Origin of the sequence: Pseudomonas sp. NPDC089743, assembly GCF_044748785.1 — a bacterium.
GTDB lineage: Bacteria > Pseudomonadota > Gammaproteobacteria > Pseudomonadales > Pseudomonadaceae > Aquipseudomonas > Aquipseudomonas putida_X.
Map to the genome: position 1 here is coordinate 483,219 of NZ_JBIVGS010000001.1, position 21,873 is coordinate 505,091.

The 21,873-nt window shown below is 66.2% G+C and carries 25 protein-coding genes; 2 read left to right on the top strand and 23 right to left on the bottom strand.

The genetic code is table 11. The features are described 5' to 3' along the window. Nucleotides 1-24: 24 nt before the first annotated feature. Nucleotides 25-918, top strand: a complete 894-nt coding sequence (locus tag ACIPZC_RS02315; protein WP_400624583.1) for a LysR substrate-binding domain-containing protein — start codon at nt 25-27, stop codon at nt 916-918. A 235-nt stretch (nt 919-1,153) separates the two neighbouring features. Here ACIPZC_RS02315 and ACIPZC_RS02320 read toward each other — a convergent pair whose 3' ends face one another. The 21 genes from ACIPZC_RS02320 to ACIPZC_RS02420 form a co-directional block, all read right to left on the bottom strand. Then, on the bottom strand, nt 1,154-1,600 hold the full coding sequence (locus ACIPZC_RS02320; protein WP_241805125.1) for an excinuclease: 447 nt from the start codon (nt 1,598-1,600) through the stop codon (nt 1,154-1,156). Between the two features lie 35 nt (nt 1,601-1,635). Continuing rightward, a complete protein-coding gene (locus ACIPZC_RS02325) occupies nt 1,636-2,862 on the bottom strand; it encodes a beta-ketoacyl-ACP synthase (RefSeq protein ID WP_400624585.1) in 1,227 nt (408 codons plus the stop codon). Continuing rightward, nucleotides 2,862-3,590: a 3-oxoacyl-ACP reductase FabG gene (gene fabG / locus ACIPZC_RS02330; RefSeq protein WP_400624587.1), complete on the bottom strand. Its 729-nt coding sequence runs from the start codon at nt 3,588-3,590 to the stop codon at nt 2,862-2,864. The genes ACIPZC_RS02325 and fabG overlap by 1 nt, the downstream gene beginning before the upstream one ends. Beyond that, nucleotides 3,583-4,053 carry a hotdog family protein gene (locus tag ACIPZC_RS02335; RefSeq protein WP_241805128.1) on the bottom strand — a complete coding sequence of 157 codons (471 nt, stop codon included), beginning with the start codon at nt 4,051-4,053 and terminating at the stop codon, nt 3,583-3,585. The genes fabG and ACIPZC_RS02335 overlap by 8 nt, the downstream gene beginning before the upstream one ends. After that, nucleotides 4,050-5,243, bottom strand: coding sequence for a beta-ketoacyl-[acyl-carrier-protein] synthase family protein (locus tag ACIPZC_RS02340; RefSeq protein WP_241805129.1), 1,194 nt, complete (start codon nt 5,241-5,243; stop codon nt 4,050-4,052). The genes ACIPZC_RS02335 and ACIPZC_RS02340 overlap by 4 nt, the downstream gene beginning before the upstream one ends. After that, nucleotides 5,240-5,725 (bottom strand): hypothetical protein, encoded by a 486-nt coding sequence (locus ACIPZC_RS02345; RefSeq protein ID WP_241805131.1) that lies wholly within the window; start codon nt 5,723-5,725, stop codon nt 5,240-5,242. Before ACIPZC_RS02345 ends, ACIPZC_RS02340 begins: the two co-directional genes overlap by 4 nt. After that, nucleotides 5,722-6,453, bottom strand: coding sequence for a class I SAM-dependent methyltransferase (locus ACIPZC_RS02350; RefSeq protein ID WP_400624590.1), 732 nt, complete (start codon nt 6,451-6,453; stop codon nt 5,722-5,724). Before ACIPZC_RS02350 ends, ACIPZC_RS02345 begins: the two co-directional genes overlap by 4 nt. Next, nucleotides 6,450-7,697: an NAD(P)/FAD-dependent oxidoreductase gene (locus ACIPZC_RS02355; protein ID WP_267820375.1), complete on the bottom strand. Its 1,248-nt coding sequence runs from the start codon at nt 7,695-7,697 to the stop codon at nt 6,450-6,452. The genes ACIPZC_RS02350 and ACIPZC_RS02355 overlap by 4 nt, the downstream gene beginning before the upstream one ends. Continuing rightward, nucleotides 7,684-7,824, bottom strand: a complete 141-nt coding sequence (locus ACIPZC_RS02360) for a hypothetical protein (protein ID WP_241805135.1) — start codon at nt 7,822-7,824, stop codon at nt 7,684-7,686. The genes ACIPZC_RS02355 and ACIPZC_RS02360 overlap by 14 nt, the downstream gene beginning before the upstream one ends. Then, a complete protein-coding gene (locus tag ACIPZC_RS02365; protein WP_400624593.1) occupies nt 7,821-10,148 on the bottom strand; it encodes an MMPL family transporter in 2,328 nt (775 codons plus the stop codon). The genes ACIPZC_RS02360 and ACIPZC_RS02365 overlap by 4 nt, the downstream gene beginning before the upstream one ends. Further along, entirely contained in the window at nt 10,132-10,698 is a 567-nt protein-coding gene (locus ACIPZC_RS02370; protein WP_241805190.1) for an outer membrane lipoprotein carrier protein LolA, read from the bottom strand. The genes ACIPZC_RS02365 and ACIPZC_RS02370 overlap by 17 nt, the downstream gene beginning before the upstream one ends. 104 nt (nt 10,699-10,802) lie before the next feature. After that, nucleotides 10,803-11,228: an acyl-CoA thioesterase gene (locus tag ACIPZC_RS02375; RefSeq protein ID WP_400624595.1), complete on the bottom strand. Its 426-nt coding sequence runs from the start codon at nt 11,226-11,228 to the stop codon at nt 10,803-10,805. Beyond that, entirely contained in the window at nt 11,221-12,765 is a 1,545-nt protein-coding gene (gene hutH, locus ACIPZC_RS02380) for a histidine ammonia-lyase (protein ID WP_400624597.1), read from the bottom strand. The genes ACIPZC_RS02375 and hutH overlap by 8 nt, the downstream gene beginning before the upstream one ends. Continuing rightward, complete coding sequence (locus tag ACIPZC_RS02385) at nt 12,746-13,684, bottom strand: glycosyl transferase (protein ID WP_267820383.1); 939 nt, start codon at nt 13,682-13,684, stop codon at nt 12,746-12,748. Before ACIPZC_RS02385 ends, hutH begins: the two co-directional genes overlap by 20 nt. Further along, the gene (locus tag ACIPZC_RS02390; RefSeq protein ID WP_400624599.1) at nt 13,681-14,415 is read right to left on the bottom strand and encodes a glycosyltransferase family 2 protein; all 735 of its coding nucleotides are present in this window, start codon (nt 14,413-14,415) and stop codon (nt 13,681-13,683) included. The genes ACIPZC_RS02385 and ACIPZC_RS02390 overlap by 4 nt, the downstream gene beginning before the upstream one ends. After that, the gene (locus ACIPZC_RS02395; RefSeq protein ID WP_400624601.1) at nt 14,408-16,087 is read right to left on the bottom strand and encodes an AMP-binding protein; all 1,680 of its coding nucleotides are present in this window, start codon (nt 16,085-16,087) and stop codon (nt 14,408-14,410) included. Before ACIPZC_RS02395 ends, ACIPZC_RS02390 begins: the two co-directional genes overlap by 8 nt. Further along, nucleotides 16,084-16,629 carry a hypothetical protein gene (locus tag ACIPZC_RS02400; RefSeq protein WP_400624603.1) on the bottom strand — a complete coding sequence of 182 codons (546 nt, stop codon included), beginning with the start codon at nt 16,627-16,629 and terminating at the stop codon, nt 16,084-16,086. Before ACIPZC_RS02400 ends, ACIPZC_RS02395 begins: the two co-directional genes overlap by 4 nt. Next, nucleotides 16,626-16,880 carry an acyl carrier protein gene (locus ACIPZC_RS02405; RefSeq protein ID WP_267820387.1) on the bottom strand — a complete coding sequence of 85 codons (255 nt, stop codon included), beginning with the start codon at nt 16,878-16,880 and terminating at the stop codon, nt 16,626-16,628. The genes ACIPZC_RS02400 and ACIPZC_RS02405 overlap by 4 nt, the downstream gene beginning before the upstream one ends. 9 nt (nt 16,881-16,889) lie before the next feature. Continuing rightward, entirely contained in the window at nt 16,890-17,162 is a 273-nt protein-coding gene (locus tag ACIPZC_RS02410; protein WP_400624605.1) for a phosphopantetheine-binding protein, read from the bottom strand. After that, nucleotides 17,131-17,949, bottom strand: coding sequence for a 1-acyl-sn-glycerol-3-phosphate acyltransferase (locus ACIPZC_RS02415; RefSeq protein ID WP_267820390.1), 819 nt, complete (start codon nt 17,947-17,949; stop codon nt 17,131-17,133). Before ACIPZC_RS02415 ends, ACIPZC_RS02410 begins: the two co-directional genes overlap by 32 nt. Beyond that, nucleotides 17,925-18,641 carry a beta-ketoacyl synthase chain length factor gene (locus ACIPZC_RS02420; RefSeq protein ID WP_400624607.1) on the bottom strand — a complete coding sequence of 239 codons (717 nt, stop codon included), beginning with the start codon at nt 18,639-18,641 and terminating at the stop codon, nt 17,925-17,927. The genes ACIPZC_RS02415 and ACIPZC_RS02420 overlap by 25 nt, the downstream gene beginning before the upstream one ends. A 312-nt stretch (nt 18,642-18,953) precedes the next feature. Here ACIPZC_RS02420 and ACIPZC_RS02425 point away from each other — a divergent pair, with 312 nt between their 5' ends. Further along, a complete protein-coding gene (locus ACIPZC_RS02425; RefSeq protein WP_400624609.1) occupies nt 18,954-19,727 on the top strand; it encodes a ParA family protein in 774 nt (257 codons plus the stop codon). On the opposite strand, the gene trxC is transcribed toward ACIPZC_RS02425, so the two are convergent. Both trxC and selO read right to left on the bottom strand, forming a co-directional pair. Further along, nucleotides 19,724-20,158: a thioredoxin TrxC gene (trxC, locus tag ACIPZC_RS02430; RefSeq protein WP_400624611.1), complete on the bottom strand. Its 435-nt coding sequence runs from the start codon at nt 20,156-20,158 to the stop codon at nt 19,724-19,726. The genes ACIPZC_RS02425 and trxC overlap by 4 nt on opposite strands. Before the next feature lie 215 nt (nt 20,159-20,373). Further along, nucleotides 20,374-21,834 carry a protein adenylyltransferase SelO gene (selO, locus tag ACIPZC_RS02435; RefSeq protein WP_400624613.1) on the bottom strand — a complete coding sequence of 487 codons (1,461 nt, stop codon included), beginning with the start codon at nt 21,832-21,834 and terminating at the stop codon, nt 20,374-20,376. Nucleotides 21,835-21,873: the final 39 nt, after the last annotated feature.

A 21,873-nucleotide genomic window follows, 5' to 3' on the forward strand; every position in this document is an offset into this window, starting at 1 on the left:
TTGACGACTTGTTCTGGGGGCCCCATGGAACTGCGCCACCTGCGTTACTTCATTGCAGTTGCCGAAGAGCTGCACTTTGGGCGGGCGGCCCAGCAATTAGGCATTTCTCAGCCACCCCTGAGCCAACAGATCCAGGCCTTGGAACAGGAGTTGGGCGCCCGCTTGTTCGAACGTACCAATCGTCGGGTCGAGTTGAGTGAGGCCGGGCGGCTGTTTCTCGGGGAAGCGCGTCAGGTACTCGCGCAGGTTGAGAAGGCGGCTGATGTCGCGCGCCGCGCGCAGTTGGGTGAGCTGGGCGAAATGAAGATCGGCTTTACGTCGTCTGCCCCCTTCACCTCGAAAATTCCCAAGGCTATTCATGCCTTCCGCCAGCGTTTCCCGGCAGTGCACCTGAACCTCAAGGAAATGAGCAGCCGCGATGTCGCCGAGGGGGTGTTCGATGAGTCCATCGAGGTCGGGCTGATGCGGCCCATGCCCTTGCCGGAAGGGCTGGTGGCCACGGAGTTGTTTCGCGAACCATTGGTGGCGGTGATCAATGCCTCGCATGCGCTGGCCGAAGGGACCGAGCACGGTGTGCACATGGCGGCGCTGGCCCACGAACCGTTCGTGTTCTTCCCGCGCAGTTACGGCAGTGGTTTGCACGCCCAGTTGCTCAGCCTGGCGCGGCAGGCGGGGTTCAATCCGCATTTTGCTCAAGAAGCGGGGGAGGCCATGACCATCATTGGGCTGGTGTCGGCGGGTTTGGGGGTTTCAGTCCTGCCGGCTTCATTCCAACGCATGCGCATCGAGGGCGTGGTGTACCGCACCCTGCTGGATGAAGAGGCGACGTCAGCGGTGTGGCTGGTGCAGCGCGAACGAGGCGGGTCGGCGATGGCGAGAGCGTTTGCCGAGTTGGTGACCGGGCAGGTATACGGCTAGGCGGGCAAAAGCGGGCACGATTGGACTGGCCTGCGCGCACCGGCGAGAGCTGGCTTGCCAGCGATGGGCTGCATAGCAGCCCTAATGGAGCTGACTCACTGGAATTGACCTGGAGATGGCACTGCTAAAAGTGCCAAACCTGAAGGCTGATGCCGGTCTTTTAGCGATTAAGGGCCGCTTTGCGGCCCATCGCCGGCAAGCCGGCTCACACATTTTTTCAGGTTTGCAGAACAGATCAGTTCACGCGCGCCAGGTCACCCTTGAGCGCCACACCCGCGATCACCGCGCCAGCATGGCACTCGTAGGTCGCAGCATCCTTGCGTTCGTTCTTCTTGTAGTAGCTGGCGATATTGGTCACCGCGTTGGCGTTCACCTTGCGCGCGGCGTCCTGCAGGGTCAGCAGGGCCGATTGCAACGCCCATTCGCAGGCCGCTTCGTCGCTTTTGTTGAAGGCATTGGTCTTCTTGTTGGTGACCGCGTTGGCGCTGATCACATTGACCTTGCCGCGTGGCTGTACGCCAGCCAGGTAGAACTTCACCGAGCCATCGAGCTTCTTCTCGTTGAGCATCTGCTGCACAACTTTCTCGAAGGGTAGGTACAGGGCGGTGTCACGGGCCTGGCTGACGCCCGGCAGGGCGCAGAGCAGCAGGGCGGTGGCAGCGGTCCAGGTTTTCAGGCGCATCGGGTCTTCCTTGGTTTCAGTGGGGTTGGGTTGCGTCAGTGCCAGCGACGGAAGATCAACGAGGTGTTGACCCCGCCGAAGGCGAAGTTGTTGTTCATCACATATTGATGGTTCATGGCGCGGAACTCGCCGCGCAGGTAGTCCAGTTCACCGCAGCGCGGGTCGACATTATCGAGGTTGAGCGTGTGTACGTAGCGGTCGCTGTTGAGCATCTCGATGCTGAACCAGGACTCCAATGCACCGCAGGCACCGAGGGTGTGGCCGAGGAAACTCTTTTGCGAGCTGATCGGCATACGCGGGCCGAACAGGTTGCTGGTGGCCAGCGTCTCGGCGATATCGCCCTGCTCGGTAGCGGTGCCGTGGCCGTTGACGTAGCCGATGGCCTCGGGCGGCAAGTTTGCGTCCTCCAAGGCCAGCTCCATGGCGCGGCGCATGGTCAGCTGCTCAGGGCGGGTGGTGTGCTGGCCGTCGGCATTGCTGCCGAAACCGACGATCTCGGCGTGGATCTTCGCCCCACGGGCCAAGGCATGTTCCAGTTCCTCCAGCACCAGCATGCCGCCGCCCTCGCCGATCACCAGGCCGTCGCGGCCGCTGTCGTAGGGGCGCGGGCTCAGGTGGGGTGTGTCGTTCTTCAGGCTGGTGGCGTACAGCGCGTCGAACACCATCGCCTCGGTCGGGCACAGCTCCTCGGCGCCACCCGCGAGCATCAGCGGCAGGCGGCCGAACTTGATCGCCTCGTAGGCGTAGCCAATGCCCTGACTGCCGCTGGTGCAGGCGCTGGAGGTGGGGATCAGGCGCCCGGTGAGGCCGAAGAAGATGCTGATGTTGGCGGCGGTGGTGTGCGGCATCATGCGCACATAGGAGTTGGCATTCAGGCCATCAGCCACCGAGTTCAGCAGCATGTTGCCGAACGCCTTGATTTCGTCGGTGCTGCCGGTGGACGAACCGCAGGCCACGCCCATGCGCCCATCGCGGATGCTCGGGTCGCCGAGCAGCCCGGCATCGTCCAGGGCACGCTCGGCGGCAGCCACTGCCAGGCGCGAAACCCGGCCCATGCTGCGCAGTTGTTTGCGGGTCCAGTGGCTTGGCACCTTGAAATCATCGATGGGGCCCGCCAGGCGTGTGTTCAACTCCTCGAAACGGTCCCATTCGTCCATGCGGCGGATGCCGCTGCGCTGGTTGGCGAAATGCCCGCTGATGCTCGCCCAGTCGCTGCCCAGGGCGGTGATCCCGGCCATGCCGGTGACGACGACGCGGCGCATCAGCATAGCCCCCCGTTCACCGCCAGGACCTGGCGGGTGATGTACGCCGCCTCGGGCGACATCAGGAAATTCACCGCGCCGGCCACCTCCTCCGGCGTGCCCATGCGCCCGGCGGGGATCATCTTCAGCAGCTCGTCCACCGGCACGTGTTCGTCGAGCATGGCCGTGTCGATCAGCCCGGGGGCCACGCAATTGACGGTGATGCGTCGCTTGCCCAGTTCTATTGCCAGGGCCTTGGCGGCGCCGATCAGGCCCGCTTTGGAGGCGCTGTAGTTGACTTGGCCTCGGTTGCCGATCAGCCCCGACACCGAGGTGATACAGACGATGCGCCCCGGCGCGCGGCGGCGGATCATCGGCATGGTCAGTGGCTGCAGGACGTTGTAGAAGCCGTCGAGGTTGGTACGTAACACCTGGTCCCAGTCTTCGTCAGTGAGCGCCGGGAAGGCGCCGTCGCGGGTCAGGCCGGCGTTGCAGACCACGCCGTAGTAGGCACCGAAGCGTTCCACGTCGCTTTCGAGAATGGCCCGGCAGGCAGCGCGATCGCTGATGTCGAACTGCAGCACCCGTACCTGCTGGCCCAGCGCGCGGATTTCCTCGGCCACTGCATGGGCCTCGGCCAGGCCGCTGCGGCAGTGCAGCACCAAGTCGTAGCCGGCCCGGGCCAGGCGCAGGGCGATGGCGCGGCCGATGCCCCGGCTCGAGCCGGTGACCAGAATGGTATCAGTCATGGGAAGGTTCCTCTGGGCGTGCTTCGGCCAGGTAGCTGGCCGCTTGGGGCGGGCGGTAGACGTTCAGGCGGGCACTGGCATGGATACCGGGGCCGCGCAGGTGGCATTCGAACACGCCCATGCCGTTCTCGTCTTCGAGCGAACGCAGGGCGTGGATGTGCAGTTCGGCGCCGGCCGGGAAGTGCTCGACATCACATTCGAACTTGCGCGTGCCGAGCAGAAAGCCCAGTTCCACCGGTTGACCATTGCGCCGCGCCCGGCAACCGGCATAGGCCGCCACGCTCTGGGCCATCAGCTCGACGCCGAGCCAGGCCGGCAGGCTGCCATCGGCGCGGTTGAACAGGCCGCCGGGGCGCACGGTGGCGCGGGTGTGGATCTGCTCGTCGTCGCAGCTGTCGACCTGGTCGATCAGAATCATGTCGCCGGCGTGGGGCAGCAGCTCGGCCAGTGGCCAGGGGATCATGGGGTGTCTCCGAGAATCAGGCTGACGTTGTTGCCGCCGAAGGCGAACGAGTTGCTCATCAAACGGCGTGGGCGTTGCGTGCCCATGCGCTGGCTGCCGTCGACCAAGGCCAGGGCCGGCAGTGCCGGGTCCTGTTGGCGGTCCCATACATGCGGCGGCAGCAACCCCTCGGGGTTGTGCCCGCTCAGGCTCAACCAGCAGAACGCCGCTTCCAGCGCGCCGGCGGCGCCAAGCGTGTGGCCGGTCATCGGTTTGCTCGACGAGCAGGGCAGCGTGGCGCCGAACAGCGTATGCACGGCCAGGCTTTCCATGGCGTCGTTATGCGCCGTGGCGGTGCCGTGCAAGTTCAGGTAATCGATCTGCGCGGGTGCAAGGCCGGCATTGTCCAGTGCTTTGCCCATGCACTGCAAGGCGCCAGTGCCGGTCGGGTCGGGGGCAGAGATGTGGTGGGCGTCGGAGCTGGCCCCGGCACCCAGCAATGCGATGTGACTGCCTGCGGCGTTGCCCTCGCGGGTCATCAGGAACAACGCCGCCGCCTCGCCGATGTTGATGCCGTTGCGGTTGACCGAGAACGGGTTGCAGCGCTGCTCGCTGATCGCCTCCAGGGCGCTGAAGCCATTGAGGGTCAGGCCGCACAGGCTGTCGACGCCGCCGCACAGCACCGCGTCGCACAGGCCCAGGTCGAGCAGGCGCCGGGCGCTGAGCAGGGCACGGCCACTGGAGGTGCAGGCGGTGGAAATCACGTAAGCCGGGCCGCTCAGCTGCAACCAGTCGGCGAGGAAGTTGGCCGGTGCGCTCAGCTCTTGCTCGGCGTAGCGGTAATTGGCAGGGAACTGCCCGCTTTGCAGGTACTGCGAAAAGCCTGCGCTGGCTTCGGCGATGCCAGAGGTGCTGGTGCCGAGGATCACCGCGACGCGGTGCGCGCCATACCGGCCGATGGCCTGGCGGATGGCCGGCTCGATCTGCAGGGCTGCGGTGTACAGCAACTGGTTGTTGCGGCTGTGCTGCTCGGGCAGCGGCACGGCGGGCAGGGCGCCGATGACCGCCCCGACCGGTGGCTGGCGCTCGGGGATCCAGCCCGCTGCCGGCTGCATGCCGGAGCAGTCGCCGGCGAACAGGCGCGCGGCCACTTCGGCCTGCCCTTGGCCAAGGGCGCAGACCAGGCCGAGGGCATTGAGGTAGGCGGTCATGGGGTGTCCTCGCGGGGCAGAGGGTCGACTGAATAACGCAGGCCATCACCGAGGTTCAAGTCGAAAGCGTCGGCGGCGCGATAGCGGACCTGCCAGCGATCGCCCAGCCAGCGCCGCTCATTCTGCTGGCGCGCCTGGGGATAAAGCTGCGGCAGTTGCTCGGCCGGGGTAAGGGCAAACAGCACGGCGGCGAACAGCTCGCGCGCGGCCGGGTTCGGCGGCAGCAGGCCATCGGCATGCCACTGCTGGCCATCGAGCAGCTGACGCGCCTGGGGAATGCCCAGCAGGTCGAGCAGCGACCAGCGCAGGTAGCCGTGCTCGCCCTGGATCACCAGCAGCCAGTCCTGGCGCTGGCCAGCCTGTTCACGTTCGACATGCAGCTGCTGCGGCAGTTGCAGCGCAGGCATGTGCGCCGGCAGCGGCGGGCGTGCGGCGCAGGCGCCGAGCAGCAGGCACAGGGCCAGGGCCAGCAGGTGTTTCATGGCTGCTCCAGGGGCTTGCGCGCCACCACGTTGACCAGCGTCTCTTCGCGCTGGCCGACCGCAGGTGGCTTGCGCAGGCCCAGGCGTTCGAGCAGGCCGAAGTCCGTGGCGCGACTCCACCACAGGTAGGGATACGAGACGTTGCGCGGGCCGAACTGGAAGCCTTGCTGGCGCAGCATCTGCAAGTACCCCTCGGCGCTCTTTTGCACGTGCATGGGGTGGCGGAAGAACCAGCGGATCACCCAGGTATCGATGTAGGCTTCGGTGGACTCGGCGAACAGCAGGTAGCCGCCAGGCTTGAGCACCCGGTAGAACTCGGCCAGGGCCTTCTCCTGCTCCACCAGATGGTGGAAGGTCTGGTGGCAGAACAGGATATCGACGCTGGCGTCCGGGTACTGCAGCCGGGCGCAGTCGCTGCCGCGCAGCTCCACCTCAAGGCCCAGGCGGCGGGCCTCGGCGGCGCTCAGCTCAAGGCTGTGCGGGTCGGCATCGGTGCCCATCAGCTTGGCCGGGGCGAACACCTGTTGCAGGTGCTTGAACGACTTGCCCTGGCCGCAGCCGGCGTCGAGCAGCACCGGCGCCTGCGGCGGCTCACCGTCGAACAGTTGGCGCAGGTCGTTGATCGCCACGCGCAGCACATGGTGCTGCCAGACGTGGCTGGCAAGGAAGCGGAAACCGATACGGGTTTCTTCGACGTAGGTGTCGCTGAGGAACGGGCGCTGGTTCATGCCGGGGCTCTCGCGCACAGCTCGGCCAGGGTGCGCAGGCGCCGCCTCGGCTCGGCGACGAACGGGTTGCGGGCGTCCCAGGCGTAGCCGGCGAGGATCGAGCTGATCATGGCGCGGATCTCCGGCGAGCTGCCGGGGTGGTAGATGACGTCCTGGAAGCTGCCGTCGTACCAGCCTTCCACGTACACGCGGAAGGTATCGACGCCACGCTTGAGCGGTTCGGCGAACTCGCCCTGCCAGTCCACCGCCTCGCCTTGCAGTTGGCGGTGCAGCAGGCCGGCGGCCATGCTCGCCGAACGCATGGCGATGGTCACGCCCGAGGAGAACACCGGGTCGAGGAATTCGGCGGCGTTGCCGAGCAAGGCGTAGCCCTTGCCGTGCAGGGCCTTGACGTTGGCCGAGTAGCCACCGATGGTGCGTGCTGGGGTGTCCCACACCGCGTTGGCCAAGACCTTGGCCAAGCTTGGGGTCTGCGCCACGAAGTGCTTGAGGCAGGCATCCAGGTCCTTGGGCGCGGCGGCGAAGCGCTCGGCGGCGGCGACCACGCCCAGCGACGTGCGGCCATCGCTGAAGGGGATGGTCCAGAACCAGATGTCGCGGTGCTGGGGGTGAGTGGTGATGAGGATCTTGTCGCGGTCGAAGCCTGGATGGTCGATGCGGTCCTCGATGTGGGTGAACACTGCCTGGCGCACAGGGAAGTTCGACGGTGCCTCGAGGTCGAGCAGGCGCGGCAGTACGCGGCCATAGCCGCTGGCGTCGAGCACGAACTGCGCCTGCACGTCGTATTCACTGCCATCCGGGCGACGGGCGCGCACCTGCGGCCGTTCACCGCTCATGTCGGCGCTGACGATCTCGTGCTCGTAGCGGATTTCGACGCCCTGAGCCTCGGCCTGGTCGGCCAGCAGCTTGTCGAAGCGCCCGCGCTGCACTTGAAAGGTGCTCGGCTTGCCTTGGCTGAAGGTCTGGCCGAAATCGAAGGCGGTGTATTCCTCGCCCCAGGCGAAGGCAGCGCCGTTCTTGTGCTGGAAGCCGGCTGCTTGCAGGGCATCGAGCATGCCCGCTTCCTCGACGAAGTCGAGGCAGTGGGACAGCAGGCTTTCGCCGATGGAGAAACGTGGGAAGCGCTGGCGTTCGATCACCAGCACGTCGTGGCCCTGGCGCTTGAGCAGCGCGGCGGCGATGGCGCCAGACGGGCCGGCACCGATCACCAGCACCTGGCGTTGTTGCAGTTCAATGTTCGGCATGAGGGCTCCTTGCCATGGAAACGGAATTCGAAAGGATGTGTTGGGCCAGTGCGGCGACACGGCGCAGGCCGAGCACCCACAGGGCGAACAGACACAGGGCCATGGCCCAGAGCGACAGCGGGGTCATGGGTGCGGTTGCGCTCCATCACGGGGGGCCGCCCAGGGGGCCAGGAGGAAGCTGAACGCCAGGCCCAGGCTCACGGCCAGGCCGAAACTGCTCACTGCCGGTGTGCTCGACAGCGCCAGCAGGCCGAACGACAGCCAGGTGGTCAGCGCCGCCAGCAAGGTGCCGAGCAGGCTAACCGCCGCGCCGCCGATGCGCTCGTGCATGAGGATCGCGTAGTCGACGCTGATGGCGGTCACCAGCAGCAGGCCGAACAGGCTGAACAGGGTCAGCGGTTGACCGAGCCAGCCGAGGCTGGCCAGGCTGCACAGCGCCGCCAAGAGCGGCAGGGCGACGATACGCAGTGAACCACGCAAGCCGAACGGCGGCACCAGCAGCACCAGGATCAGCGCGCAGGACAGCAACTTGAGCTCCGCCGCACTGACCTGGGTAGCGGCGAACAGCTGGTTCAGTTCACCGAGGCGGTCGATCAGTTGCACGCCATCGAGGCCATCGGTCTGCAGGTGCAGCAGCGTGGTGTCGCTCAAGCCTTGCAGGCTGACGATGGCGGCTACCCCGCTGTCTTGCTGGCCCAGCCACAACGGCCGCCAGGCTTCGCCGAGCGGGCCGGCCAGGACTTGTTCGATGGCCTGGTCTGGCAGTTGGCGCAGCTGATCAGCCTGCGCGGCCAGCGCGGCCTGCGGAACGCCCAGGGCCAGCAGTGGCTGCCAGTGTTGCGGCAGTACGGCCAGTGCCTGGCGTACCTGGCCTTGAGCGGCCGGGCTGGCAACCAACTGGCTGAGGCTCATGAACCCCTTGAGCTTGCCCAGCTCGACCAGCTCTTGAAGCTCGCCGGACAGCGCCTCAAGGCGGCCCAGCAGTTGTTGTTGATCGGCCCCGCGTACCAGGTAGAACTGGCTGGTGGGCTGGTAGCCGGTGATGCGCGCCACCGCCTGGGCTTCTTCCATCAGTTGCGGCGGGGTGCCAACCCACTGGCGGATGTCGTTGTGGGTTTGCAGCTGCCACAGGCCAGCGGCGCAGAACGACAGCGCCAAAGCCAGCAAGGCGCCGCTGGGCACCTTGCGCAGCAATTGCTCACGCCAGGTGGTGAGGGTTTCGGCGATGCGCAGCGGCCATTGCGCCGGTTGCAGGTCGACCGTGGCCAGCAGCGCTGGCAGCAGGCACACCGCGCTCAGGTAGGCGCCGACCAGGCCGGCTGCGGAAAACGCGGCGATCTGGGTCAGTGCCGGGAACGGGGTGAAGGCCAGGGCCAGGTAGCCGATGCAACTGGTGGCCAGGCTCAGGCTCATGCCCGGCAAGGTCAGGCGCATAGCTGGCCAGCTGCGCCAGGGCTTGAGGCTCCAGCCCTTGGACAGGTAGTGCAGCGGGTAGTCGACCGCCACGCCGATCAGGCTGGAACCGAGTACCAGGGTCATTACGTGCATCTGGCCGAACAGCGCTACGCACACCACCGAGCCGAACAGCATGCCCACCAGTACCGGGACGAACGCCAGCCACGCCCGCCAACGGCGAAAGGTCAGCAGCAACAGCAACAGGATGCCCAGTGTCGCGCCACCCCCGACCCAGGTGATTTCCCGGCTGGCCTGTTGCTGGCCGGCAGCGGCGTGCAGCAGGCCGCTGGCTGCCAGCAGGTGGGCACCGGCCTGGCCGGCCTGGGCGCGGCTCTGCTTGAGCAGTTCGGCTACCTGCAATGGCAGGTGCAGGTCGAAGGCGTTGCCCACGGTGCGCGCGCGCAGCAGCACCCAGGCCTGGCCGTCGGCCTGGGCGACCAGTGCGCCGCTGGTGGTATCCAGTTCGACATTGGCCGGCTTCGGCTGGCTGTTCTGGATACGCCCGGTAAGGCCCAGCCAGTCGTCCTGGCTGGGCACCAGGCTGAAACCGGTGAAGGGGTCGAACAGGCTTTGCACGCGTTGCTCGATAAAGGCGTCCGGGTGCTCGACCAGCTGCTTCCGGTCCTCGGCCGCCAGCATCGCCAGGCGGCCTTGCAGCAGTTGTTCACGCACCGCCTGCAGGTCGGTCTGCAGGCTCCACTGGACCTTTTCGAACAGGCCGCTGGCCTGCCATTGCCCGGCCAGTTTCTGCGCCATGGCCAGCGCCTGCTGGCGGTCGGCATGGCCGACCAGCACCAGCAGCTCGCGGTTGAGCGGCTCCTGCATGCGTTGTTCGGCGCGCTTGACCAGTGGGTCCTCGGTGGCCCCGGGCACCAGGGTCATCAGGTCGGCGGACAGCGGCGCGCCGCGATGCCACTGCCAAGCGGCAATCGCCAGCATGGCCAGCAGCAGGCAGACGAACAGGCGCGGCAACAGGCGTTCAGTTGGCAAAATCACGGCGCTCCGCGTCGCTCAGGGCAGCGCTGCCACTGCTGTCGGGCATGCGCAGCACGGTGCTGTCACCCTGGGTTTCGCTCAGCACGATGCGCTCGACATAGCGCCCGCCGCTGATGTCGATGTGGGTGAAGACCTGCTTGAGCAGCAACGAACGGGGCGTCAGGCGCAATTGCCACTGCTCGGCCTCGCCGCTCAGGCTCAACTCGAAGTCCCGTTGCAGGCCGCTGCTATCGCCTTGCAGCACAGCGAAGAACAGGCGGTTCTGCTCGGCCCCGGCGCTGCGGCTGGGCAGGGTTTGCCAGCCACTCGGGTCGCGCCGGGCAATGCCTTGGGCGTCGATGCGGTAATCCTGGCGCAGTGGCGTTTGCAGCAGCCACAGCAGGCCAAGGTCGCGGGCCAGCACGAAGCGGCCCTTGCTCAACAGGGGCTGGGGCAGGGCACGCAGATGCTTTTCCTGGATGAACGGACCCTTGATCACCGCCGGCGCGCTCAGTTGCTTTTGCAGGTCGTCGAGGCCGAAGGCGAAGGCCAGAGGGCTGATGAGCGACATCACGATTGCAGCGAGGATCTTGCGGGAGCGGCCTTGTGCTCGCGCTGATCTGCCCGAGTTCGAGCCAGGGCGCAGTGCCGAGAATGACCGGTACAGGCTGTGTTTCATGCCAGCACCTGCTGCACGGCGTCGAGCATCACCTGCGGCGAGGCCAACTGCATCTCGCCGCTGTCGATATGCACCGCGACCTGCACGGTGCTGGCCCGGGTCATGCGTTCGCCGGTCATGGCGTCGCTGATCAGGTAGTGGATCTTCAGGCGGTTTTCCCACTCCACCAGGCTGGCGCGCACGGTAAGGCGCTGGCCGAAGGTGGCGCCGCGGATGTAGCGCAGTTGCAGGTCGATCACCGGCCACGCGTAGCCGCTGGCCTGCATCTGCAGGTAGTTGTGGGCCAGGCGGTCGAGCAGGGCGCAGCGGGCCACCTCCAGGTACTTCACGTAATGGCCGTGCCAGACGATGTGCATGCTATCGACGTCGAAGAAGGGAACGACGATCTCGCTGTCGACATGGAAGACCCCGGGGTTACGCATGCAACCTCCAGTGGCGCTGGGCGATACGCTGCAGACAGTGGCGCAGGTCGCTTTCCAGGGCGCGGTCTTCGATGACTGGAGCGAAGTCCGCCAGCAGTGCTTCGTGCATGTGCGCCAGGGCTGGCGGCAGTGGCCGTGCGTCGGCCTGGCGGCTGCGCAGCCAGACACCTTGGTTGGCGGCCAGCAGCGAGGCGGCGGCAACCTGTTCGGTCAGCTCCAGCACCCGCAGGGCATCGCGTGCGGCGATGGTGCCCATGCTCACCTTGTCCTGGTTGTGGCACTCGGTGGAGCGCGAGAACACGCTGGCCGGCATGGTCTGCTTCAGGGCCTCGGCAGTCCAGGCGCTGGCGCCGATCTGCACGGCCTTGAAACCGTGGTTGATCATCGCTCGCTCGGCGTCGGCGCCGGAAAGGTTGCTCGGCAGGCCGTGGTTGTAGCGCACGTCCACCAGCAGCGCCAGCTGGCGGTCGAGCAGGTCGGCGACGTTGGCCACCAGGGTTTTCAGGCTGTCCATGGCAAACGCGATATGCCCGCCATAGAAGTGCCCGCCGTGCAGCACACGCTCAGCGTCGCCATCGATGATCGGGTTGTCGTTGGCGCTGTTCAGTTCGGTTTCGATGAACCCGCGCAACCACCCCAGGCTGTCGGCCAGCACGCCGAGCACATGCGGGGCGCAGCGCAGCGAGTAGCGGTCCTGCAGGCGGTGCAGTGGTGGCAGCGGCGCGTCGATGGCCAGGTCCTGGCGCAGCCAGGCGGCGACCTGGGTCTGGCCGGGGTGCGGCTTGGCGGCGAACAGGCGTTCGTCGAAGTGCTCCGGGTTGCCCTGCAGGCCGATCACATTGAGCGCGGTGATGCGCGTGGCCAACTGCAGCAAGTAATCGGCACGGGCATAGGCCAGGCAGGCCAGGCCGGTCATGACCGCGGTGCCGTTCATCAGCGCCAAGGCTTCCTTGGGGCGCAGTACCAGCGGTTGCCAGCCCAGCTCGCGGTGCACATCGGCACTGCTGCGGCGCTGGCCCTGGTACATCACCTCACGCTCGCCGGACAGGGTCGCTGCCACGTACGACAAGGGTGTCAGGTCCCCGCTGGCGCCCACCGAGCCTTCCTCGGGGATCAGCGGCAGGATGTCGTGGGCGAGAAAGTCGCGCAGGCGCTCGAGCAGTTCCAGGCGAACACCGGAAACGCCGTGGCTCAGCGAACGCAGGCGGGCGGCCAGCACCGCGCGGGTGGCGGGGGCGTCGAGCAGCTTGCCCAGCCCGCAGCCATGGAACGTGTACAGATGCTGTGGCAGGGCCTCCACGTGTTCCAGCGGCACGGCCACCACGCAGGAGTCGCCGTAGCCGGTGGTGACGCCGTAGATCACCCCTTCCTTGTCGAGCAGGGTGTCGAGAAAGCGCGCACCGCGGGCGATGCGTTCACGGTAGGCGGCGTCGTTCTGCAGCGCTACCTGCGCGCGGCGCTCGGCCAGGGCCAGGACATCTTCGATTGCCAGCGGCGATTCGCCGAAGGTGACAGGCTCATGCGGATGCATCGTCATCGGTCTTCCAGAAAGGGTAGAAATTGAACCACTGCAATGGCGCCTGGACGCAGTAGTGCCCCAGGCGTGCGGCATAGCGCGTGGCCCACTCGGCGATCACCTGATCACGCTGGCCGCGCCGCCATTGCAGGCGTTCGGCGAAGGGTTCGAGGGTGATGTGGTAGCGGCCCTGGTGCTTGAGGCAGAACAGTAGGTTGAGCGGGCATTCGAGCATGCCGGCGAGTAGCCAGGGGCCTTGCGGGAAGGCCGCCGGGTGGCCGAGGAAATCCACCTCGACGGTGCGTGCGCCGTGCAAGGGCACGCGGTCGCCGGCGATCGCCAGCCACTCGCCGCGCTCCAGTCGCTCGGACAGCTGCAGCATCACCGCCGGGTCCAGTTCGCTGACCTGAATCAGCCGCAGGTTGGTGGCACCGGCCTCGCCGAGCAGGCGGTTGAAGCGCTCGGCATGGCGGGTGTGCACCAGCACGTTCATGGTCACCTGTTCGCCAATCTCGGCCAGGGCCCGGCACACTTCGAGGTTGCCCAAATGCGCACCGACCAGCATCTGCCCGCGTGCGCCGCGCAGTTGCTGGCGCAGGTTGGCGGGGTCGTGGATCTCGATGTCCTCGATGCGCAGCTTGCCGTTCCACACATCGAGCTTGTCCAGCAGCGCCTCGGCAAACGCCATGAACTGGCGAAACACCTGCCAATGGTTGGGCGCAGCGGTTTGCCCGGCGTTCCATTGGTGCAGCCGCTGCTGGTACTGGCGGGCGCTGCGCCGGGCGCGGCGGCCAAACAGGAAGAAGTAGGCGACGATGAGGTGGATCAGCGGGCTGAGTACGCGGCGCCCGAGCAGGCGCACCAGGGTCGCGGTCAGCTTCATCAACCAGAAGCTGCCCCGTTCCTGGTGCTCGGCCCAGTGTTGTGGCTGTTCGCTCATGCGCGCCACCTGCGCCAGAGTATCAGGGGTGCGCGCAGCAACATGCCGAAGAACAGCTTGGCGTGCATCTTCGAGATCAGCGCATTGTCGTGGAACAGGCGAAAGTGCGAGAGACCGTCCTGTGGGTAGTGCACGCGGGTCGGCAGCCACTTCATGGGCTGGTTGCGCCAGGCCAGGCGCACCAGAATCTCCGGGTCGAAATCCATGCGTTTGCCCAACTTGACGCTGTCGATCATCGCCAGGGTCGCCGGCAGCGGGTACACCCGAAAGCCGCACATGGAGTCAGGTATCTGTAGCGACAGGCTGTTGATCCACACCCACACGTGGGTCAGGTAGCGGGCGTACAGCCGGCCCTTGGGCACGCTGGCATCGTACTGTGGATAACCGCACACCAGCGCCTGTGGATAAGCTTGCGACTGCTCGACGAAGCGGCCGACATCGGCGAGATCGTGCTGACCGTCGGCGTCCACTTGCAGGGCATGGCTGAAACCGAGCCGTGCGGCTTCGCGCAGGCCGGCCATGACTGCGCCGCCCTTGCCTTGGTTGACCGCCAGGGTCACCAGGTGCACGTCAGGCTGGCCGGCGAGGCGCCCCAGCACCTGGGCGCAGGGCGCGTGGCTGGCGTCATCTACCAGCACGCAGGGAAGGCCTGCGCGCAGCAGGTCGGCGACCACGGCCGGCACTGCCTGCTCGTGGTTGTACACCGGGATCACCGCACAGGGCTTATGCACAGACGGCCTCCAGCAGAATACGGCCACTGGAGCAGGGCAACCCAGCGCAGGTGAAGGTGAAGTACAGCTTGCCGCGCGCGCTGTCCCAGCGCAGGGTCAGCGCCAGTTCATCGCCTGGGCGCACCAGTTGCTGGAACTTGAGCACTTCCATGCCGCTGAAGCGCCGCTCGCAATCGAGCAGTTCGCCGCCAAGGTCGATGGCCCAGTCGATCTGGACCACGCCCGGCAGTACCGGGGTCTGCGGGAAGTGCCCGGGAAAACACGCCAGGTCCAGCGGCACGGCCAGGCGCAGGTGCAGTTCGTCGCCCTCGCGGCGCTGTTCCAGCACCTCGGGCGCCAGGCTGCGCTGGGCCAGCAGCAGGGCCTGCAAGTTGGCCTGGGGCAGCTTGCCCTGGCTGTTCAGCGGCAGGCGGCGCAGCAACCGCCAACGGCGTGGCAGGGCCAGCGCTTCGCAGTGGCTGGCCAGGTGCGTGCGCAGGCCGTCGACCAGCGCCCGACGGCCAAGGTTGCGCAATGTGTGCAGGCCGGCCGGGCTTGGCACCAGCAGCGCGCCAAGGAAGGCGCGGCCTTCCTCGATCATGCCCAGGCGCGCTTCGGCGACCCACGGGTGGCTGCACAGGGCCTGTTCGAGCATCGGCAGGGAGATACGCTTTTCTTCCAGCTTGACGATACGGTCCAGGCGCCCGAGCAGGCGGAAGCGCCCGCCTTCGACGAACTCGACGGCATCGGCGCTCTGCTCGACATGGCCGGCTGGCAGGTAGCTGGAGGCGATGCGCAAGGCACCTTGCTCATCCTGGCTCAGTTGCACATCGGCGAACGGGCTCCACAGTTCTTCGCCCTGGCGCCAGGCGATGCCGCCGGTTTCCGAGCTGCCGAGGATTTCCGCCGGCCACTGGCCCAGGCGCTGGTGCAGGCGCTCGCCAGCCTCCGCCGGCAGTTCGCCGCCGGACGAGAACACTAGGCGCACCGGGCGCAGGGCCGGCCAGTCGAGGTTATCGCCCATGCGCTTGAGGAGCGCCGGGCTGGCCACCCAGGCAAATGCCGGGTGTTCGCGGCTGGCACGTTGCAGGTCTTCGGGGAAGGGTAGCGGGCGGCGCTCGAAGCCACGCCCGGCGCACAGGGGCCAGAGCACGCGGAACAGCAGCCCATAGATGTGCTGGGTGGCGACGCTGCCGATGATCCACGCATCGCCCAAGGTGCTGCCCCAGAGTCGTTCCAGGGCGGTCACTTCGTTGGCCAGCTGGCGCAGCTGCTTGTCGATGCGCTTGGGCTCGCCGCTGGAGCCGGAGGTGCAGAGGCTGATCCGGCACTGCGCCAGATCCAGGTCGGCAGGTTCCAGGGCGTTGCCCAGCAAGGCCTCCAGCGTGGCATCGCCTGGCTGATCGCTGAGCCACAGGTCGACCTGGGCATTCCAGCGCTCGCGGGTTGCCGGTTGCAGGTCGGCGGGCAGCAGCACCTCGACTCCGGCACGCCAGGCGCCCAGCAGCGCGGCCGCCAGTTGCGCGGCGTCTTCCAGATGCACTGCCAGGCGTTTGACCCCACGCTGGCGCAGGCCACCGGCCAACTGCAGGGCCTGCCGGCACAGTGCGGCGTGGTCCAGGGCCGGCGCCTGGGTCACCTGGCGCGGCGCTTCCAGCGGGCGCAGCAGGTGTTCGAGGTTGATCCAGTTCATGAGCGTCCTCGCACACGTTGTCTTATCAGCCATTCGATGGCGAACAGCAGGCCCATCGCGGCATAGGCGATCACGCCGTTGTACAGGGTCCACCAGCGCAGTGGCGCCCACAGCGTGAGGCTGGCGGCGATCAGGCCGTTGCACAGAAAGAACAGGCTCCACGCCTCGGTCACCCGGCGCGTGTAGCACACGGCCCGGGGTGGCAATTCAGGGTCACGCAGGCGCGCCAGGCGCTCGGCCATGGGCATACCGTGCAGCAGGGTGCTGCCGAACAGGGCGAGCATGAAGGCGCTGATCAGCACCGGGTACCAGCGCAGCAGTTGCTGGCTGTCGGACAGCCCCAGCACGCCACAGAATGCCAGCGCTGCCAGCGCCATCCACAGGCTGCCCGGGCGGCGCGGCGCGCTCAGGGCGCGGGCCAGCCAGAGGGCGCCAAGCAGCAGGCCGAATTGCCAGGGGGCGAAATGGGCCATGCCGAAATGCACGGCAAACGGATACAGCAGGCCGGCCAACAGCAGACCGAGGCCGATCAGGCGTTTCATGCCGCCGGGTTTACCAGGCGGAACACGGCCTCGACCACGTCATTGACGGTACGTACCGACTTGAAATCGTCAGCGGCGATCTTCTTGCCGGTCTGGCGCTTGATGTGGTCGATCAGATCGACGGCGTCGATGCTGTCGATTTCCAGGTCCTGGTACAGGTTGGATTGCAGAGAGATGCTGGCCGGCTCCAGTTCGAACAGTTCGACCAGAGCGTCGCGCAGGATGTTGAAGATGTCTTCGCGGGTTTGCATGGTACGTTCTCAGGCGGCCTGACGGGCGGTGACGAATGCCGCCAGCGTGGCGACGTTGCTGAAGTGGGTGCGGGTGTCCTTGGCATCGGCGTCGATCTTGAAGCCGTAGCGCTTCTGGATCGCCAGGCCGAGTTCCAGTGCGTCTACCGAGTCCAGGCCCAGGCCTTCGCCGAACAGGGGTTGTTCATCGTCGATGTCCTGAACGCTGATGTCTTCCAGGCCCAGGGCGTCGATGATCAGCTGTTTGAGGTCACGGTTCAGGTCTTGCTGTGGCACGCTCATTGGCGGCGAGCTCCTTGATGAAGTAGTGATGCAGATGGTCGTTGAGCAGCCGCGATGCCTTGGGGGCGGGGCCCAGGGCGGCGAAGGCCTGAGGATCGATATCGGCGCCGACCTTGAGGGTAAAGTGCACGCGGCGGCTGGGAATGCGGTACCAGGGTTCATTCTTGGTCAGCGTGGTGGGGCTGACCTGGATGGTCACCGGGGTGATGATCTTCGCACCGCGCAGGGCGATTGCGGCGGCGCCACGATGAAAGGCCGGCGCCTGGCCGGGCGAGGTGCGCGTGCCTTCGGGGAAGATCACCAGTGGCTGGCCCTGGCGCAGCGACTCCACGGCGGTGTCGAGCATGTCCAGGCTGCCGTCGTTGCCGATGTACTGGGCTTCGCTGACCGGACCGCGGGTGAATGGGTTGTCGAACAGGCTCTGCTTGACCACGCAGTTGGCCTGGCGCACCAGGCCAATGAGGAACACCACGTCGATCAGCGACGGGTGGTTGGCGATGATCATCTGCCCAGGCCGGCCGAGGCGCTCGGCGCCGTCGATCTGGTAAGTCAGCACGCCTGTGGCGTGCATGAACCGCACGAAACGCCAGAACAGCCAACTGATGGTGCGCCGTGCGCGCCGGCGATGGCGTTCGGCACCGCCTGGCAGGCAGGCCAGCAGCGGAAAGACCAGCAGGCGCAGGCACAAACCGCCCAGGCCGAACAGAAAGAAGCTCGCGGCGGTGGCCAGCAGACGCCAATAGTAAGCGTCGCGTGGCCGGCTCACGGCTGTCGTTGCCAGTTCCATGTACGACGATTCCAGGTGTGAGTGAAGGAATTGCAGCCAGTCAGCATGGCTTTGAGCCAGCTGAGGCCGTGAGGCAATTCCACGGGAGGTGTTGCCAACGCCTGCCCGGGCGCGAGTTGCCATTGCTGGCCAGGGGTCAGCAGCAGGCCCAGGGCGTAGGCGAAGGGCACGTCGTCGATCCAAGAGCTGTAGGCCTCGGGGGGCAGTTCCTCGGTGACGATCAACAGCACGGCGGGTGCACCCTCGGCCAGCAGTGCCGCCGCCTCCAGCACGCCTTGCTCGAAGCCGTCGCCCGCGGCCGCCAGGGCGGTCATTTCGCTGGTCGAGCCGCGCAGGATCGACCACAGGCCGATGACCGCGTTGTGCACCGACAGGCTGAACTGGGTGGGCGACAGCGGCTGGCGTGCGGCCAGCTCGCTGAGAATCGAAAAGGTGCGGGGCGTTTCACCGTGGCGCGATACGAACACCAGTGGCAACTGCTCGTGGCCCTCGGCCAATGGCCAACCCACGGCAAAGGCCATGCGCGCCAGGTGGCTGAGGCGACGGCGTTGCATGGCGGGCAGGAAGCTCACGTCAGGCGCCTGCGCATCGCTGCGTGGCGGCTGATGGCCATTTGCCCATAATTGCCAGTCGGCGTGTGTCGAGAGGCCAGGGGCCCACGCGCGCCATTGGCTGATGTCGAAGGTGATCACGGTGCTTTGTTTCCCGCCCTGAGGGACTTCCATGCCGAGGGAATGACTCGGCGTAACGACCTGCCAGGGTTGGCGCATTCATCGAGTGGCGCGCATTATCCCGGTGCCGGGGTCATGTATCAATGCATAGTGGTTCAATCAGACATTGCCTTCGTCTGGACATGACATACGCTGATCGCCATGTACGCGGTTTCCGACAACCGGTCAGGGCAAGGTTGTCGGTCGGGAGGTGCACAACTTGAATGAAGAATGCTGGTCAACGCCGAGCGGGCGCCACATACTCGGGCATTCGTTGATACACGGAGGTCTCTCATGCGGCGCGTGGTGTTCAATCAGAAAGGTGGCGTGGGCAAGTCGAGCATCGCTTGCAACCTGGCTGCGGTCAGCGCCAGCGACGGCTATCGGACCCTGCTGATCGACCTGGATGCCCAGGCCAACTCGACTCAGTACCTGACCGGCCTCACCGGCGAAGACATCCCCATGGGTATCGCCGACTTCTTCAAGCAAAGCCTCTCCAGCGGGCCGTTCAGCAAGAAGAACAAGGTCGATATCTACGAAACCCCGTTCGACAACCTGCATGTGGTCACCGCCACCGCGGAGCTGGCCGATTTGCAGCCCAAGCTCGAGGCCAAGCACAAGATCAACAAGCTGCGTAAGTTGCTCGACGAGCTCGACGAGGATTACGAGCGGATCTACATCGATACCCCGCCTGCACTCAACTTCTATGCGGTATCTGCGCTGATTGCGGCAGATCGCGTGCTGATCCCCTTCGACTGCGACAGTTTTTCACGCCAGGCGCTGTACGGGCTGCTGGCTGAGATCGAAGAGTTGAAGGATGACCATAACGAAGAGCTGGTGGTCGAAGGCATTGTCGTCAACCAGTTCCAGTCCCGCGCCAGCCTGCCCCAGCAAATGCTCGACGAACTGCTGGCCGAAGGGCTGCCGGTATTGCCGGTCTACCTGAGCAGTTCGGTGAAGATGCGCGAGTCGCACCACGCCAGCTTACCGCTGATTCACCTGGAGCCACGGCACAAGCTGACCCAACAGTTTGTCGAGCTGCACTCGCTGCTCGAAGAAAACGCTTAAATCCCTTGGCTGCGTAGCCACTCCAGCAGCGACTGCAGTGGAAACGCGCCCGCCTGGCGGCTGACTTCGCGGCCGTTCTTGAACAGGATCAGGCTGGGAATCGAACGGATACCCAACTGGCCAGCAAGGGTGCGGTTGGTTTCGCTGTCGAGCTTGGCCAGGCGGCAGCGCCCCTCGAGTTGCCGCGCGGCCTGTTCGAAGGTGGGGGCGAAGGACTTGCAGGGGCCGCACCAGTCGGCCCAGACGTCGATCAGCAGCGGCAGGTCGCCTTTGATCTGGCTGGCGTAGTTGCGTTCGTTGAGTTCGAACGACTGGCCCAACAGCACCTGCTGTTTGCAGCGGCCGCATTTAGGCGCATCGCCCAGGCGGGTGGCAGGCAGGCGGTTGAGGCTGTCGCAGTGGGGGCAGGGGACTAGCAACGAGTCGGACATGTGGTTTCCTTGTGGTGTTTGGTCAAGCCCTGTCGCCGGCCAGCAGGTGCCACCGGTTTCGCCCAGGACCTGAGGCCAGGGGGCTGTGAAGCAACTGGCTTGCAGGCTCAGCGGTGCATGGCACCGGCTTCGCCGGTGATCGCCGGCAAGCCGGCTCCCACGGCGACAGTCGTTGGACTGCCGGCTTGCTGGCGACGGGGGACTGCGGCCAGCCATCAGGAGGAGCAGCTGATTTCCAGGTGTTTGCCCCACGCTGGCGGGCGTTCGGCGTAGGCCTGCATTCCGGCTTGTTCCTCGAACGGCGTGCTCAGCACCTGATGCAGCCGCCGCACTTCACTGTAGTCACCGGCCTCGGCGGCTTCGATGGCTTTTTGCGCCAGGTAGTTGCGCAGCACGTACAGCGGGTTCACCGCGTGCATGCGCTCGCGGCGCCCATCGCCATTACCGGCTTCACGCTCACAACGGGCCAGATAGGCTGCGCCCCAGGCATCGAAGCCTGCCAGGTCGATGAAGTCGTCGCGTACGTCCTTGAGTGCCTCGGCCACCGGCTGCTCGCCCAGCCTGCGGAAGAACAGGTTGTAGTCCACACCCCCGCTCTGCATGCGCTGCAGCAGGTGCTCGACCAGCGCCATGTCCTCGTCCTCAGCCGTGGTCAGGCCCAGGCGCCGGCGCATCAGGTCCAGGTAGTGCGCCTGGTACAGCGGCAGGAACAACGCCAGCGCTTGCTTGAGGGGCTCGACCTCAATCACCGTGGTCAGGGCCTGGGCCAGTGCGCTGAGGTTCCAGTGGGCGATCGGCACCTGGTTGGCATAGCTGTAGCGGCCGCGGTCATCGGAATGGTTGCAGATGAAGTTGGCGTCGAAGTCGTCGAGGAAGGCGAAGGGGCCGAAATCGAAGGTGATGCCCAGGATCGACATGTTGTCGGTGTTCATCACCCCATGGCAGAAGCCATAGGCCTGCCAGCGCGCAATCAGCTCGGCGTTGCGCTCGACGATGGTGCGGAACATGGCCAGGTACGGCTGCTCGGCCTCGCGGCATTCGGGGTAATGCTGCGCCAGCACGTGGTCGATCAACACCCGCTGTTGCTCAGGCTGCTTGGTGTAGTAGAAGTACTCGAAATGGCCAAAGCGCACGTGGCTCTGTGCCAGCCGTGTGAGCATGGCGGCGCTCTCGCGGGTTTCACGCCATACCGGGGTACTGGAACCGATCACGCACAGTGCCCGGCTGCTGGGGATGCCCAGGGCGTGCAGGGCTTCGGAGGCGAGAAACTCGCGAATCGATGACCGCAGCACCGCCCGGCCATCGCCCATGCGCGAGTAAGGGGTCTGGCCGGCACCCTTGAGGTGCAGGTCCCAGTGCTCGCCCGCCTCGTTGAGCACTTCGGCCAGCAGCAGCCCGCGGCCATCACCCAGGCGCGGGTTGTACGAGCCGAACTGATGGCCTGAATAGACCATCGCCCGTGGGTCGGCTTCTTCCCAGAGTTTGTGGCCGCTGAACAGCTCGGCGAACACTGGCAGGTCGGCCTGGGCCGGGTCGAGGTCGAGCAAGCCCATGGCCGACTCGCTTGCCACGACCAGGCGCGGCTCTGCGATGGGCTCGGGCAGGACCTGGGTGGAAAACGCGTCGCCCAGGCGGGCGAAGCGGTTGTCGAAGGTGAGTTGGTCGAGGGCTTTCACGGGCTGCTCCTAGGGTTCAGCACAGAATAAAGCATTCGA